The organism is Micrococcus lacusdianchii (assembly GCF_023155805.1).
Taxonomy (GTDB): Bacteria; Actinomycetota; Actinomycetes; order Actinomycetales; family Micrococcaceae; genus Micrococcus; species Micrococcus lacusdianchii.
The window spans coordinates 1-15,067 of the sequence record NZ_JAKNUW010000004.1; the positions used below are offsets into that span (position 1 = coordinate 1).

General features: G+C 73.7%; 11 protein-coding genes. 1 reads left to right on the forward strand and 10 read right to left on the reverse strand.

The window, feature by feature from the left end; all coding sequences use genetic code 11:
* A partial coding sequence (locus MA879_RS03350; RefSeq protein WP_248123488.1) for an Rne/Rng family ribonuclease occupies nt 1-2,610 on the reverse strand: 2,610 nt, incomplete at its 3' end.
* A 418-nt stretch (nt 2,611-3,028) separates the two neighbouring features.
* Here MA879_RS03350 and MA879_RS03355 point away from each other — a divergent pair.
* Entirely contained in the window at nt 3,029-3,694 is a 666-nt protein-coding gene (locus MA879_RS03355; RefSeq protein WP_248123490.1) for a vitamin K epoxide reductase family protein, read from the forward strand.
* A 75-nt stretch (nt 3,695-3,769) separates the two neighbouring features.
* On the opposite strand, the gene ndk is transcribed toward MA879_RS03355, so the two are convergent.
* The 9 genes from ndk to MA879_RS03400 all read right to left on the reverse strand — a co-directional run bounded on the left by ndk (nt 3,770) and on the right by MA879_RS03400 (nt 15,044).
* Complete coding sequence (gene ndk / locus MA879_RS03360) at nt 3,770-4,192, reverse strand: nucleoside-diphosphate kinase (RefSeq protein ID WP_248123499.1); 423 nt, start codon at nt 4,190-4,192, stop codon at nt 3,770-3,772.
* Nucleotides 4,193-4,273: 81 nt separating this feature from the next.
* Nucleotides 4,274-4,774 carry a DUF4233 domain-containing protein gene (locus MA879_RS03365; protein WP_248123501.1) on the reverse strand — a complete coding sequence of 167 codons (501 nt, stop codon included), beginning with the start codon at nt 4,772-4,774 and terminating at the stop codon, nt 4,274-4,276.
* On the reverse strand, nt 4,771-6,303 hold the full coding sequence (locus tag MA879_RS03370) for a bifunctional folylpolyglutamate synthase/dihydrofolate synthase (protein WP_248123503.1): 1,533 nt from the start codon (nt 6,301-6,303) through the stop codon (nt 4,771-4,773). Before MA879_RS03370 ends, MA879_RS03365 begins: the two co-directional genes overlap by 4 nt.
* On the reverse strand, nt 6,300-9,713 hold the full coding sequence (ileS, locus tag MA879_RS03375; protein WP_248123505.1) for an isoleucine--tRNA ligase: 3,414 nt from the start codon (nt 9,711-9,713) through the stop codon (nt 6,300-6,302). Before ileS ends, MA879_RS03370 begins: the two co-directional genes overlap by 4 nt.
* 277 nt (nt 9,714-9,990) lie before the next feature.
* Entirely contained in the window at nt 9,991-10,626 is a 636-nt protein-coding gene (locus MA879_RS03380; RefSeq protein ID WP_248123507.1) for a TIGR03085 family metal-binding protein, read from the reverse strand.
* 81 nt (nt 10,627-10,707) lie between these two features.
* Nucleotides 10,708-12,144, reverse strand: a complete 1,437-nt coding sequence (locus tag MA879_RS03385) for an FAD-dependent oxidoreductase (protein ID WP_248123509.1) — start codon at nt 12,142-12,144, stop codon at nt 10,708-10,710.
* Nucleotides 12,141-13,409 (reverse strand): uroporphyrinogen-III C-methyltransferase, encoded by a 1,269-nt coding sequence (gene cobA, locus MA879_RS03390; protein WP_248123511.1) that lies wholly within the window; start codon nt 13,407-13,409, stop codon nt 12,141-12,143. The genes MA879_RS03385 and cobA overlap by 4 nt, the downstream gene beginning before the upstream one ends.
* A complete protein-coding gene (locus MA879_RS03395; protein WP_248123514.1) occupies nt 13,406-14,329 on the reverse strand; it encodes an ABC transporter permease in 924 nt (307 codons plus the stop codon). The genes cobA and MA879_RS03395 overlap by 4 nt, the downstream gene beginning before the upstream one ends.
* Entirely contained in the window at nt 14,319-15,044 is a 726-nt protein-coding gene (locus tag MA879_RS03400) for an ABC transporter ATP-binding protein (RefSeq protein ID WP_248123516.1), read from the reverse strand. The genes MA879_RS03395 and MA879_RS03400 overlap by 11 nt, the downstream gene beginning before the upstream one ends.
* Nucleotides 15,045-15,067: the final 23 nt, after the last annotated feature.

Sequence of the window (15,067 nt, forward strand, 5' to 3'; positions counted from 1 at the left end):
TGCCGCGCCAGCGCCCTGTGGCGACTCCGCGCGGCGGCGCCGGCCGCGCGTGCGGCGTCCGGCGGCGCCCCCCGCGGGAGCGTCCGCACCCGCCGCCCGTACGGCCTCCGCGGCGGGCTCCTCCGCCTCGGAGTCCCGAGACGTCGTCGGGGCACTCGGATCCGCGGCGGCCGCCTGAGACGCGGCGGGCGCCTTCGCCTCGGTCCCGGCCGGGGCCTCGTCGGACCGCGTGTCCTGCGGCTCGGCCGTCCTGTCCTGCTCCTGTCCGGGCTCCCGGCCCGCGTCCTCGGCGGCGCGACCGCGGCCGCGGCGACGCCCCCGACGCTTGCGGCGCCGGCTCTCGGACTCGGCGGACCCGTCCTGCCCGTCCCGGTCCGCAGGGGCGTCCTCCGCCGCGTCGGACGGCGAGGCCTCCGGTTCCACGGCGGGCGCCTCGGTCCCCGTGACCTCACCGCGCTCCTCGGCGGCCGGCTGCGGCGCCTCCTCGGCGGCCTTGCCGGACGCCTTGGCGATGGACATCAGCGCGGCGCGCGCGGCGGCCGCGCGTTCGGCGCGCTGACGCTCCTCCTCCGCCGTCTCCTCCGATGCCCCCTCGACGGGCGTGCCGGCGTCGCCCTCGGCCGCGCCCCTGCGGCGCTTGCCGCGGCGGCGTCCCTCGGACTCCCCGCGCGGCTCGGCGGCCCACCTGGAGCGCTCCACCGGCGTGTCCTGGATGAGGATGCCGCGGCCGGCGCAGTGCTCGCAGACCTCGGAGAACACCTCGACGAGACCGGTGCCCATGCGCTTGCGGGTCATCTGCACCAGGCCCAGGGAGGTCACCTCGGCCACCTGGTGCTTGGTGCGGTCCCGGCCCAGGCACTCCACCAGGCGGCGCAGCACCAGCTCCTGGTTGGCCTCCAGGACCATGTCGATGAAGTCGATCACGATGATGCCGCCGATGTCCCGCAGGCGCAGCTGACGGACGACCTCCTCGGCCGCCTCCAGGTTGTTCTTCGTGACGGTCTCCTCGAGGTTGCCCCCCGAGCCGGTGAACTTGCCCGTGTTGACGTCGACGACGGTCATCGCCTCCGTCCGGTCGATCACCAGGGAGCCGCCGGAGGGCAGGTAGACCTTCCGCTCGAGCGCCTTGTGCAGCTGCTCGTCCACCCGGTGCGTGGCGTAGAGGTCCTCGCCGTCGTGGTCCTCCGGAACCCAGTGGTGCAGGCGGTCCAGCAGATGCGGCGCCACGTAGGTCACGTACGCCTCGATGCTGTCCCACGTGTCCTCGCCCTGGACGAGCATCGCGGAGAAGTCCTCGTTGAAGACGTCGCGGACGGTCTTGATGGTCAGGCCCGGCTCGGCGTAGAGCAGCTCGGGGGCCAGGGTCTTGGTGGAGCCGGCCCGTTCCTGGATGCCCTCCCACTGCACGCGCAGCCGGTTGATGTCGTTCTGCAGCTCCTGCTCGGAGGTGCCCTCGGCGGCCGTGCGGACGATCACGCCGGCGTCCTGGGGCAGGTGGTCCTTGAGGATCCGCTTCAGGCGGGCGCGCTCGACGTCGGGCAGCTTCCGGGAGATGCCCGTCATGGACCCGCCCGGAACGTACACGAGGTACCGGCCGGGCAGGGAGATCTGGCTCGTCAGGCGGGCGCCCTTGTGGCCCACCGGGTCCTTCGTGACCTGCACCAGCACCGTGTCGCCCGACTTCAGGGCGTTCTCGATCTTCTTGGCCCTGCCCTCCAGCTGGGCGGCGTCCCAGTCCACTTCGCCGGCGTAGAGCACGGCGTTGCGGCCGCGGCCGATGTCCACGAAGGCGGCCTCCATGGACGGGAGCACGTTCTGCACCTTGCCCACGTAGACGTTGCCGATCATGGAGTCCTGGGTGGTGTGGGAGACGAAGTGCTCCGCGAGCACGCCGTCCTCCAGGACCGCGATCTGGATCCGCTGGTCGCGCTGGCGGACGAGCATCTTGCGGTCCACCGACTCGCGGCGGGCCAGGAACTCGGCCTCGGTGATCACGGTGCGGCGGCGCCCGCCGGAGCGGGAGTCGCGGCGTCGCTGGCGCTTGGCCGCGAGGCGCGTGGAGCCCCTGACGCCCTGCACGGCCTCGGGGCCCGTGCTCAGCGCCTGACGCGGCGCACGCACGCGGGTGACGGTACCCTCGGGGTCCCCGTCCTCCCCGCCGGCCAGCTCCATGTCCACGGCACCGCGGCGACGACGGCGACGCCGCCGGGAGACGGCAGGACGCTCGTCGTCCGCCGGCTCGTCGTCCTGACCGCCCTCGACCTCCGCGTCCTCGGACTCGACGCTCCGGCGGGAGCGGCGCCGCGAGGACGCGCTCTCCGACTGCAGGAGGCTCAGCACCTCCTCCGGGACCGCGAACGGGTCCGTCGGATCGAAGCGGAGACCGGCGGCCCCGTCCTCCGACACGGTCTCCTCGTCCTCCTCCGCCACGGCGTCCGGCCCCTGCCCGGCGCCCTCGTCCTGGACGTCGGCGGCCCCGCCGCGGGCGTCGGCGACGTCCGCCGCCGTCGGGTCGGGGACCCCGGTACGGGTGCGGGTCGACTCCTCGCCCGTGGTCGCCTCGTCCTGGGGCGTCGTCGTGGTGTTCTCGTCCGTGTTCTCAGCCGCCATGGCAGCACCTCCCGCCGACCGGCCGGCCCACACCGCCGACCGTCCGGCGACTCGCGCCCGGCACCGGCTGCGTTGCCCCACGGACGCCGTACGTCCGGGGTGCGCCGGGAGACGGGCTCCGGGAAAGTCCTCGGGTGAACCGGGGCCGCCCCAGGGGCGGCCACGCGGAACCGCTGCGACGCGCCGTGTCGGGCCGGCTCATCGGATCCTCGCCGATCCGCGTCCGGGCCGGCCCGGGGTCTCCGGGCCCGGCGCCCTCCGGGCCATGCCCGGTCGGTCGCGTCGGCGGCGGCCTCCGTCGGGCGCGCAGCGGGCGGGGCCGCGGTGTGGGCGCGGCTCAGCCGTGGCCGATTCTCTCACACCCATCCCCGCCCGGGGCGTGCCCGCAGTGCCGGAGGGTCGGTCCTAGACTGTAGCCATGGAAGCCACCGAGACCCGGACCGTGCCCGCCCACGACGCCGACGGCGGCTCCGCCCTCCGCGGCCCCGGGCACGACCCGTCCTTCACCGCCCGGCCCCTCGGCACCGCGCTCATGCTGATCGTCACGTCGGTGATCGCCATGGTCGCCACGATCATCATCATCGTCGAGCGCTCGATCCTCACCGCGAACCCGGGCTACGTGACCAGCTGCGACATCAACCCGTGGCTGTCCTGCGGCCGCGTGATGCAGTCCTGGCAGGCCATGACGTTCGGGTTCCCGAACACGTATGTCGGCATCGTCGCCTTCTCCGTGCTGATCACGGTGGGCGTGTCCCTCCTGGCGGGCGCACGGTTCGCCCGCTGGTTCTGGCTGCTGATGAACCTGGGCATCCTGGCAGGCCTGGCCTTCGCCGCGTGGCTGTGGTTCGCGGCCGTCTACTCGATCGGCACCCTGTGCCTGTACTGCATGATCGTGTGGGCCATGGTGATCGTGCAGACCGTGCTGATCACCTCCCGCAACCTGCAGACCGGAGCCCTGCCGGCCGACTCGCGCACCGCCTCGCTCGCGCGCGACCTGGCGTGGCCCGCGATCGTCCTGCTGTGGGTGGCCGTCTTCGCCTCCATCCTGCTCGAGCTGGGCCTGGGGGTCGTCGGCCTCGGCTGAGCGCCCCCTCCCCCAGCACCACGACGACGGCGGCCCCGAGAGATCTCGGGGGCCGCCGTCGTCGTGGGGACCGGATCAGCCGAACCAGAGTGCGAGCTCGCGCTCGGCGGAGAGCGCCGAGTCGGAGCCGTGCACCAGGTTCTTCTGCACGCCCTCGCCCCAATCGCGGCCGAGGTCGCCGCGGATGGTGCCCGGGGCGGCGGTGGTGGGCTCGGTGGCACCGGCGAGGGATCGGACGCCCTCGACCACGCGCGAGCCTCGGACGCGCAGGGCCACGACCGGGCCCGAGCCCATGAACTCCACGAGCGGCTCGAAGAACGGCTTGCCCTCGTGCTCCTCGTAGTGCTTGACCAGCAGATCGCGCGAGGGGGTGACCATGCGCAGGTCGACGATCTCGTAGCCCTTGCGCTCAATGCGGGCGATGATCTCGCCGGTCAGGCGGCGCCGGACGCCGTCGGGCTTGACGAGGACGAGGGTCTCTTCGAGGTGGTGGGTCACGACACATCTCTCCTAGTGGTGGGGCGGTCCTGCTCCGACCACCCTAGTGGTCTCCGCGTCCACCCCGGGCAGGCGGGCCGGTCAGCCCTCGGGGTGCGCGGCCTCCCACTCGGCCTGGGCGCGGGCCCGCTCGGCGTTCTCCCGGTCGATCTGCCCGCCCTTGGTGACGGCGTACCACCAGGTGAGGGTGAAGAGGGGCCCGATCAGGACCATCGAGTACTCCCACAGGCTGGAGAGCACGAGGACGGCCTGGATCGCCCAGCCGATCGCGATGCCCACGGGCCGGCGCACGAGGGCGCACGTGAGCACCGCCACCACGGCCAGGGCGGAGAACCCGACGACGATCCACGGGGCGTGCGGCTCCGCCCGGTTCAGGCCGAACAGCGTCATGCCCAGGAAGAACAGCAGCACCGCCTCGAGGCACAGCACCGTGGACGTGAACAGGGCGCGGACGGAGCGGGTCCGCCGGCGCCGCCCCGGCCGCCAGTCCCGCTGGGCGCGGGTCTCCCGGGCCGGGCGCCAGTCCTCGTGGCCGAAGCCGGGCGCGGCGTCCTCGCGGGGATCGTGCTGCGGAGTGCTCATCGGCGATCCTCTCCGGGGTCGCGGTCGTCCAGCAGGTCCAGGACCTCGGGGTCCACGGCATCGTCGTCCTCGTCCGCCAGCCCGACGGCGGCCAGCAGGTCCTCGGGTTCGAGGCCCCGGGCGGCCACGGTCACGGGCCCGGCATGGGCCGGCTCCCCCAGCAGGTCCCGGACCTCGGCGGCCAGGGTGATGGAGCCGAGGACGAGCACGCCGCCGCCGGTGCCCGAGGCCAAGGCGTCGGCGCTGGTCTCCACGGCCTCCGCGCGCCCGACCGCCCACTCGAGGGCGTCGGGGACGGACTCGGTGGCGAACACGTCGTCCTCGCCCCAGCCGGCGTCCACCGCGAGCGCGGCGAGGTCCCCGGCGGGGATCGCACGGGGCGAGGCCGACTGTGTGAGGGCCACGTCCTCGACGTCGTCGCCGAACTCCCGGTAGAGGACCTCGAGCATGCTGCGGGCGTCCTTCTCCTGGAGCACGCCGACCACGAGCACCAGGCGGGTGAAGCCGAAGGCCTCCTGCACCGCGCGGGCGGTGACGCGCACGCCCTCGGGGTTGTGCGCGGCGTCCACGATCACGGTGGGGGCGGTGCGCAGCACCTCGAGCCGGCCGGGCGAGGTCACCTGCGCGAGGCCCTCGCGCAGCAGCTCCTCGTCCAGGGGACGGGCACCGCCGCCGAGGAACGCCTCGAGCGCGGCCACGGCCACGGCCAGGTTCTCCGCCTGGTGGGCGCCGTGCAACGGCAGGAAGAGGTCGGGGTAGTCGGCGGCGAGGCCGCGCACGTCGACCTGCTGGCCGCCGACGGCCAGGCGCCGGTCCGCCACGCCGAACTCCACGCCCTCGAAGCGGAAGGGGACGTCCGCGGCGCGGGCGGCCTCCAGCAGCACCTGGGCGGCGTCTGGGTCCTGCGCGGCGGAGACGAGGAAGCCGCCGGGCTTGACGATCCCGGCCTTCTCCTGCGCGATCTCCGCTTCCGTGTCCCCCAGCAGCTCGGTGTGGTCCAGGGAGATGGGGGTCACCACGGAGACGGCGCCGTCGGCCACGTTGGTGGCGTCCGTGATCCCGCCCAGGCCCACCTCGAGCACGACGACCTCGACGGGCTCGTCCGCGAAGACCGCGAAGCCCAGCGCAGTGACCGCCTCGAAGTAGGTCAGGCGGGGCTCCCCGGCGGCCTCCAGCTCGGCGTCGACGACCTGCACGAGGGGCAGGATCTCGTTCCACACGCGTACGAACGTCTCGTCCGCCACGGGGGCGCCGTCGATGCTGATCCGCTCGGTGACCGAGCGCAGGTGCGGCGAGGTGTAGCGGCCGGTCCGCAGGCCGTAGGCGCGCAGCACGGCCTCGATCATCCGCGCGGTGGAGGTCTTGCCGTTGGTGCCGGTCAGGTGGATGACGGGCGCGGCATGCTGGGGGTCGCCGAGGAGGGCCAGGACGCGGCGCATGGGCTCCATGCGCGGCTCCATCCGGTTCTCCGGGGCGCGGGCCAGCAGGTCCGCGTACACGGCCTCGACGGTGTCCGGGGCGGCGCTCATGCGTCCGCCTTCGCCACGGTGACGGACACGGTGTTCATGGCGTCCTCGGCCGGATCCGTGCGGGGATCGGCGGCGCCCGAGTCCACGAGCTCGAGGTCCACGGTCAGGGTCTCCGCGGCCACGAGCTCCCGGTAGGTCTCGAGGGCCGCGATCACGGTCCCCGGGCCCTCGATGCGCGTGTGGACCCGGTCGGAGACGTCCAGTCCGGCGTCCTTGCGCGCGGCCTGGACGGCCCGGACCACGTCCCGGGCGGTGCCCTCCGCGGCCAGCTCCGCGGTGACCTCGGTCTCGAGGACCAGGAAGCCGGCCCCGGGCAGCACGCCGACGGCGGTGCCCTCGGGCGCGCCGGTGGACACGGTGCGCAGCTCGTACAGCTCGGGGTCGAGCATGACGCTCCCGCCGTCGGCGAGCGTGACCGCGAGGCCGCCCTCGACCTCGGCGTACGCGCGGGCGTCGACCGCCTTCTTGATGAGCGGGACCTGCTTGCCGAACGCCTTGCCGAGCTCGCGGAAGTTCAGCTTCAGCTCCGTGCCGATGCCGTACTCGGCGATCGCCTCGTCCGCGAGCTCGACGAGCCGGACCTCCTTGAGGTTCAGCTCGTCCGCCACGATCTGCGCATACGTGCCCTCCAGCCCGGCGGCCTCCGGCACGACGACGGACAGCGCCGCCAGCGGCAGGCGCACCCGGCGGCCGGCCCCCTTGCGCAGGGCCGAGCCGGCCGAGCTGATGCGGCGCACGGCGTCCATGCGGGCCACGAGGGTCTCGGCTTCGGGGCCGTGCGGGAACAGGTCCGCGTCCGGGTAGTCGGTGAGGTGCACCGAGCGCCCGCCGGTGAGCCCGCGCCAGATCTCCTCCGCCACGAGCGGCAGGAGCGGGGCCGCGGCGCGGGTGAAGGCCTCCAACACCGTCCAGAGAACGTCCATGGCCGCGGTGTCCTCGGCGAAGAACCGCTCGCGCGAGCGTCGGATGTACCAGTTGGTGAGGGTGTCCATGAAGCCGCGCAGGGCGTCCGTGGCGTCCGAGACCTCGTAGGAATCCAGCGCGGTCTTGACCTCGCGGAGCATGCGTCCGGTGGCCGCCAGCACGTACTGGTCCAGCGGGTCCTCGGAGGCGTGGCGCGCAGAGGCGCGATACCCCTCGGGGCGCGCGCCGCCGTCGTGCGCGGTGTTCGCGTACAGGGAGAAGAAGTGCCACGCGTTCCAGGCCGGGAGGATCACCTGGCGGACGCCCTCACGGATGCCCTCCTCCGTGACGATCAGGTTGCCGCCGCGCAGGATGGGGCTGGCCATGAGGAACCAGCGCATGGCGTCCGCGCCGTCGCGGTCCAGCACCTCGTTGACGTCCGGGTAGTTGCGCAGGGACTTGGACATCTTCTGGCCGTCCGAGCCCAGCACGATGCCGTGCGAGATCACGTGGGAGAACGCCGGCCGGTCGAACAGGGCGGTCGCCAGGATGTGCATGGTGTAGAACCAGCCGCGTGTCTGGCCGATGTACTCGACGATGAAGTCCGCCGGGTTGTGCGTGGGGAACCAGTCGGCGCGCTCGAACGGGTAGTGCACCTGCGCATAGGGCATGGAGCCGGAATCGAACCAGACGTCCAGCACATCCTCCACGCGGCGCATGGTCGCGCCCGCCGCCGCGGCCTCGGGGTCCGGGTGCGGGCGGGTGAGGTCGTCCACCCACGGGCGGTGCAGGTCCACCTCGCCCTCGGCGTTGCGCGGCAGACGGCCGAAGGCCTCCTCGATCTCCGCGAGCGAGCCGTAGACCTCCTGGCGGGGGAAGTCGGGATGGTCGGACTCCCACACCGGGATGGGCGAGCCCCAGAACCGGTTGCGGGAGATGGACCAGTCACGGGCGTTGGCCACCCACGTGCCGAACTGGCCGTGCTTGACGTTGCCGGGGATCCAGGTGATCTCCTCGTTCAGCTCGAGCATGCGTTCCTTGATCTGGGTGACCTTGACGTACCAGGACGTCACCGCGCGGTAGATCAGGGGCGTGCGGCACCGCCAGCAGTGCGGGTAGGAGTGCTCGTAGGAGGCTTCGCGGGCCACGCGGCCCAGGGCGCGCAGGGCGCGGATGATCGTGCGGTTGGCCTCGAAGACCTGCACGCCGGCGATCTCGCGCAGGTCGCCGCGCCCGACCTCCTCGCGGGCGAACAGCGGCAGGAACCGGGCACCCTCGTCCACGGAGAGCAGCACGGGGATGCCGTTGGCCTCGCACACGCGCTGATCGTCCTCACCGTAGGCCGGCGCCTGGTGGACCACGCCGGTGCCGTCCTCGGTGGAGACATAGTCGTCCACGAGGATCCGGTGCGCGCCCTCGACGCCGAGGTCACGGCCGTTGACGGTGAAGGTCTCCCCGCGGTGGGCGTCGAACACGTCCGTGAACAGCGGCGCGTAGGCCAGGCCGCCGAGGCGGGCGCCGGGGATCGTCTCGGTGACCGCGGCGCGGGCGGCGTCGGCGTCGGCGTAGCCGAGCTCCTCGGCGTGGGCGCCCACGAGGTCCACGGCCAGGAGGAAGCGGTCCCCGTCCGCGGTCGCGCCCTCGGGGCCGGCCGGCACCACGGCGTACTGGATCTGGGGGCCGACGGCGAGGGCCGCGTTGGTCGGCAGCGTCCAGGGCGTGGTGGTCCAGGCCAAGACGTGGACGCCGGCCAGGTGCGCGGCGAGCGCTGCGTCGGCGCCGCCGTCGGGCACGAGGGCGGGGTCCGCCGGGAGGCCGGTGATCGGGAACGTGACGGTGACCGAGGGGTCCTGGCGCATCGTGTAGACGTCGTCGTCCATGCGCAGCTCGTGGTTGGACAGCGGGGTCTCGTCGTTCCAGCAGTAGGGCAGGACGCGGAAGCCGCGGTAGGTCAGGCCCTTGCGGTGCAGCTCGGAGAAGGCCCAGATCACGGACTCCATGAAGTCCGGGGTGAGGGTCTTGTAGTCGTTCTCGAAGTCGACCCAGCGGGCCTGGCGGGTCACGTAGTCCTGCCACTGGTCCGTGTACTTCAGGACCGAGGAGCGGCAGGCGTCGTTGAACGTGTCGATGCCCATGGCCTCGATCTCGGACTTGTCCGTCATGCCCAGCTGCTTCATCGCCTCGAGCTCGGCGGGCAGGCCGTGGGTGTCCCAGCCGAAGCGGCGCTCCACGCGGCGGCCCTGCTGCGTCTGGTAGCGGGCCACGAGGTCCTTGACGTACCCGGTGAGCAGGTGGCCGTAGTGCGGCAGGCCGTTGGCGAAGGGCGGGCCGTCGTAGAAGACGAACTCGTTCTGCGAGCCGTCCTCGTTCCGGGCGGGACGCTGGTCGATCGAGGCCTGGAAGGTGCCGTCCTCGTCCCAGTACGCCAGGATGCGGCGCTCGATCTCCGGGAAGCGCGGGGAGGCGGGGGTGCGGCCGTCAGGGGCGGAGGAGGCGAGGGGGTACACGGGGGTCCTTTGCGTCCGGGGCGTCGGTTCCGTGCAAGGACGCCCGAGGGCCCGACCCTCCGGCCGGCCGCGGACGCGGTACCACCTTGCTTGCCGGCGTCGGGAGGTCCCCGGGGTGCTGGCCGCTTGATGACTGCTGTGACGGGCTTACCCGTCCGGTTCTACTGGGGCCGTGCGGCCCGTTCTTCCGGAGGCTCGCCGGTGATGGCCGGGTCGACGCCTGTGCCCGCCAGTGTAGTGGACGCTGCGCCGGCCCGTGGCCGCGGGCCGGAGCGGGTCAGAGGGCGGTGCGCACGGCCGCGGACGCGTCGCCGTCGAGCTCCACGTGCACGGCGTCCCGGCCCGAGGCCCAGAGGAGGAGCTCCCCGACCTCGCCGGTCACCGTGACGGGCACCCGCAGCGCCACGGCCCCGCGGGTGACGGTGACCGGGGCGCGGCCCGGGCCCTGGAGGACCACCGGCGCCGTGGACGTGCGCAGGAACAGCGGGGCCATGCGACGCAGCGAGCGGTAGAGGGCGTCCTCCTCGTCCGGGGAGAACGGGCGCGGGGCGGGCAGCGAGCCGCCGGTCGCGGACTCGCCGCGCCGGACGTCCTCGAGGTGGATGAAGTGCTCGGCCGCGTTCACGTGCCTGTCCGCCGCCCGCAGGGGGTTCAGCGCCGACGGGCCCGCGGCCCACTCCCGCACGACCTCGGCGTAGTCGCGGCGCTTGGTGTCCGCGGTCAGGCGGTCGAGGTGGCGGGACAGCGGCGGGATGAACAGGGCGGCGAGGGCGTCGGGCCGGCTCTCCCGCAGCCAGAGGTGGGCGGCGAGGTCGCGGGTGCTCCAGCCGCCGCACAGGGTGGGCGCGTGGGGGCCCTTCTCGAGCAGGAGGTCAGCGAGGCGGGCGCGTTCGGCTGCGGCGAAGGTGGTCATGGGCACCACGGTAGGGAGCGGGCCGCGGCGCGGGCGAGGGGTGGGCCGCGCCGCGGCCTCGAATCCACCCGACGGGAGGGCTCAGCCTCCGGCGCCGAGGAGGACGCTCTCCCGGGAGATGCGGGTCATCTCCTCCCGGTCCACGACCTTCACCCGCTCCCGCGCCACCGGACCGGCCTCCGTGGCCTGCGCACCCAGGGACTTCTCATGCTCGTCCAGAGCATGCCAGCCGGCCCACGTGGTGTACGGCACCTCACGGGACTCGAGCAGCTCGATCACGGACTCCTCCGACGGCTCCTGGGCGGTCCACAGCCCCGGCTCGTCCTCGATCAGCTGCTTGATGGTCTCCAGGGAGTCGCCCTTGGTGTGCCCGATCAACCCCACCGGACCCCGCTTGATCCACCCCGAGGCGTACAGGCCCGGCACCGGGGCGCCGTCCGCGTCGAGCACGCGGCCCTGCGCGTTCGGGATCACCCCGCGCACCTCATCGAACTCCACCCCCTCCACGGGCGAGCCGAAGTAGCCCACCGCCCGGTAGACCGCCTGCACCGGGTAGTCCACGGTCTCCTCGGACGGACGGACCCCACCGGAGCCGTCGAGCTCCATGCGGCGCATCCGCAGGCCGTCCACCCGGCCATCCCCGTCCTCGTCCAGGAACTCCTCGGGGGCCTGCAGGAAGTGCAGGTGCAGCCGACGCGAGGCGCTCTGCTGACGGTCCTCCTGCTCCATGAGCCAGTTCGTCAGCGTGCCCACCATGGTGCGGACCTGGTTGTTCTCCTCGATCGCCTTCTCCGAGGCCTCATCGAAGTCGAAGTCCTCCTCGTACAGCACGATGTCCACATCCCGGGAGTGCGCCAGCTCCCGCAGCTCCAGCGGGGTGAACTTCACCTGCGCCGGCCCGCGCCGACCGAACACGTGCACGTCCGTGACCGGCGAGGCGGCCAGGTCTCGGTACACGTTGTCCGGGATCTCGGTGGGCAGCAGGTCCTCGGCATGCTTGGACAGGATCCGGGCCACGTCCAGGGCCACGTTCCCGTTGCCGATCACGGCCACCTGGGTGGCGTTCAGCGGCCAGTGCCGCGGCACGTCCGGGTGCCCGTCGTACCAGGACGCGAAGTCGGCGCCGCCGAACGAGCCGGCCAGCTCCACGCCGGGCACGTCCAGGACCGCGTCGCGCACGGCACCGGTGGAGAACACGATCGCGTCGTAATGCCGACGCAGATCGGCCAGGCTCAGATCCGTGCCGTAGTCCACGTTCCCGAGGAAACGGATGTCCCCGCGGTCCATGACCTTGTGCAGGGCGGTGACGATGCCCTTGATGCGCGGGTGGTCCGGGGCCACGCCGTAGCGGATCAGGCCGAACGGGGCCGGGTAGCGGTCGAACAGGTCGATGCTGACACGGAAGTCCCGCTCTTCCTTGGTCAGGATGTCCGCCGTGTACACCCCGGCGGGTCCGGCACCGATGATGGCGATGCGCAACGGGCGGTCGGGCCTCGAGGCCGAGGGGGTCAGGGTCATGCTCGTGCTCCTTCGGAGGTCGGGTTCAGGGTCAGGATGGGGGCAGGGATGCCGGCCGCAGGCGCGCCGGTGGCGTAGGGGCTCAGGCGCACGACGTCGCCCACGACGATCACGGCGGGGTTCTCCACACCGACGGCGGCCGCCTGCGCGACGATGGTCTCCACCGTGCCCACGGTGACCCGCTGGTCCGGCATCCAGCCGCGCTCGATGATCGCCACGGGCGTCGCACCGTCCAGGCCGCGCTCCGTCAGTCGGCGCGCGGTGTCCGCGAGCCGGCGCACGCCCATCAGCAGGACGAGCGTGTGGTCGGCCCGGGTGGGCACTTCGGACAGCTCTTCGTGGCCGGTCACCAGCGTGAAGCCGGTGGCGACGCCGCGATGGGTGACCGGGATCCCCGCGGCGGCGGGCACCGAGACGGCGCTCGTGACACCGGGGACCACCTCGACGTCGACGCCGTGGGCGCGGCAGTGCGCTGCCTCCTCGCCGCCGCGGCCGAGCACGTACGGGTCGCCGCCCTTGAGCCGGACGACGAGGCGGCCGGCCCGGGCCTCCCGGACCAGGACGGCGTTGATCTCGTCCTGCGTGGCCAGGTGGTTCCCGGGGGCCTTGCCGACCTCGATCACGGGCACCGCCGGGTCCAGCTCGGCCAGGAGGGCGCGCGGGCCCAGCCGGTCGGCGACCACCACGTCGGCCTCCGCGAGCAGCTGCCGGCCGCGCACGGTGATGAGCCCGGAGTCGCCGGGGCCGCCGCCGACGAGGGCCACGCGACCGGGCTCGGCGGACGCGCGCCGCCGCCGCAGCGGCAGCCGCCCCGTGGACAGGGCGAGGGTGATCGCGTCCTTCAGGGCGCGGGCACGGCGAGGGTCTCCCCCGGCGTTGACGGCCACGGTCACGTCCCCGGCCCGGACGACGGCGGGCGTCCAGGCGGCGGAGGACTCGGCGTCGGAGGCGTCGACACACCAGACGCGGCGGGCCTCGGCGTCGGAGGCCACGGCCCCGTCCACGGCCCGGTCACCGGTGGCGGTCTGGGCGAACCAGACCCCGTCGAGGTCGGACGGGCGGTAGGGGCGGCGATGCAGGGTGAGCAGACCGGCCGCCGCGAGCCGCTCCACCTCCTCCCCCGGCTTCGGGGCCACCACGGTGACGAGCGCGCCGGCGTCGAGGAGGGCACCCACGCGGCGGCCGGCCACGCGCCCGCCGCCCACGATCAGGACGGGCCGGCCGAGCAGACGCAGGGAGGTGGGGTACAGATCGGACGCGGTCATCGCGTGCTCCCTTCCAGCAGCCCGCGGCGGCGCAGCATGCGCCGCTCGACGGGGCCGAATGCGGCCAGTTCGAAGAGGACGCCGACGGCCAGGATGGTCAGGACGGCGCAGAGGACGACGGCGAGGTCGGACGCGGCACGTCCCTCGTGGAGCAGGGTCCCGAGTCCCACGCCCATGGGCCCGCCGACGGCGATGATCTCGGCGGCCATGAGGCCTCGCCACGCGAAGGCCCAGCCCTGGCGCAGGCCGGAGACGAAGGCGGGCAGGGCGGCCGGGAGGACCACCAGCAGGGCGGTCTCGAGACGCGAGGCGCCCAGCACCCGGGCCGCGCGACGCAGCTGCGGCGGCACCTGGTCCGTGCCGGTGGTGAGGCCGGCGACCACGGCGGGGACGGCGCCGGTGAGCATCACGAAGTACGCGGTGGCGTCGCTGAGGCCGAACCACAGCACCGCGAGCGGCACCCAGGCCACGTTGGGCAGCACCATCAGGGCCGTGAGCAGCGGGCCGAACGCCCGCCGCAGGACGCTGACCTGTCCGAGCACCAGGCCCAGCCCGACGCCGACGACCACGGCGAGTGCGAAGCCGACGACGGCGCGGCCCACCGACGTCGCCACCGCCTGCTGGACGAGGCCCTGGGCCCACAGCGTCCCGAAGGCCCCGAGGACGTCGCCGGGACCGGTGATCGGCTCACCGCGCGCACCGGCCAGCCACGCGAAGGCCTGCCAGATCGCCACGAGCAGGACGACGGCGGCCACCGGGAGCAGGACCCGGCTCCAGTCCCACCCGGCCAGACCCGTCCGACGGGTCGAGTCGACGGCCTGGAGCGCGTCGAGGCCGCTGTCGAGCTCGCGCAGCTCGTCGTCGGTGGCGGCCCCCGGCGCGCGGCCGGGGGCGTCGAGGGTGGGGGTGTCAGTGCGCATGGCGACGGATCTCCTGACCGAGTCGGGCGGTGATGGCGGCCGTGAGGGCGGCCGCGGCGGGCGCGTCGTGGCGGGCGGCCGCGGGCACGTCCCATTCGGCGACGACGCGACCCGGACGTGAGGACAGCAGCAGCACCCGCTGGCCGAGGCGGACGGCCTCGGCCACGTTGTGGGTGACGAACACGACCGTCCGACCGGTCTGCCGCCACACGCGCTCGAGCTCCCCATGCAGCAGGTCGCGGGTGATCGCGTCCAAGGCCGCGAACGGCTCGTCCATGAGCAGCAGGGGGCGGTCCTGGGCGAGGGCCCGGGCCAGGGCGACGCGCTGGCGCATGCCGCCGGAGAGCTGGTGGGGTCGCAGGTCGGCGGCGTCGCCCAGGTGGACGAGACGCAGCAGCTCCCCGGCACGCCCCCGACGCTCCGCCGCGGGCACACCGGCGAAGCGGAGGGCGAGCTCGATGTTGCCGCGGGCGGTGAGCCACGGGAAGAGGGCGGCGTCCTGGAACATGAACGCGGCCCCCTCCCGGGGAGTCTTGACGACGCCCGCGGTGGGCGCCTCGAGCCGGGCGATGAGGTTCAGCAGGGTGGACTTGCCGCATCCGGACGCGCCGAGCAGGCAGACGAACTCGCCCGGCTCGATCCGCACGGAGACGTCCTCCAGCACGGGCGTGGGCCCGCCGAAGCTCTTGCCCACGTCCTCCATCACCACCGTCATGACCGCTCCCCTCGCGCCGTCGT

Bases quoted from the DNA above. Each gene is read 5' to 3' on its own strand.
- MA879_RS03355 (WP_248123490.1), top strand. From the start codon at position 3,029: ATGGAAGCCACCGAGACCCGGACCGTGCCCGCCCACGACGCCGACGGC.
- MA879_RS03365 (WP_248123501.1), bottom strand. From the start codon at position 4,774: ATGAGCACTCCGCAGCACGATCCCCGCGAGGACGCCGCGCCCGGCTTC.
- MA879_RS03370 (WP_248123503.1), bottom strand. From the start codon at position 6,303: ATGAGCGCCGCCCCGGACACCGTCGAGGCCGTGTACGCGGACCTGCTG.
- MA879_RS03380 (WP_248123507.1), bottom strand. From the start codon at position 10,626: ATGACCACCTTCGCCGCAGCCGAACGCGCCCGCCTCGCTGACCTCCTG.
- MA879_RS03385 (WP_248123509.1), bottom strand. From the start codon at position 12,144: ATGACCCTGACCCCCTCGGCCTCGAGGCCCGACCGCCCGTTGCGCATC.
- cobA (WP_248123511.1), bottom strand. From the start codon at position 13,409: ATGACCGCGTCCGATCTGTACCCCACCTCCCTGCGTCTGCTCGGCCGG.
- MA879_RS03395 (WP_248123514.1), bottom strand. From the start codon at position 14,329: ATGCGCACTGACACCCCCACCCTCGACGCCCCCGGCCGCGCGCCGGGG.
- MA879_RS03400 (WP_248123516.1), bottom strand. From the start codon at position 15,044: ATGACGGTGGTGATGGAGGACGTGGGCAAGAGCTTCGGCGGGCCCACG.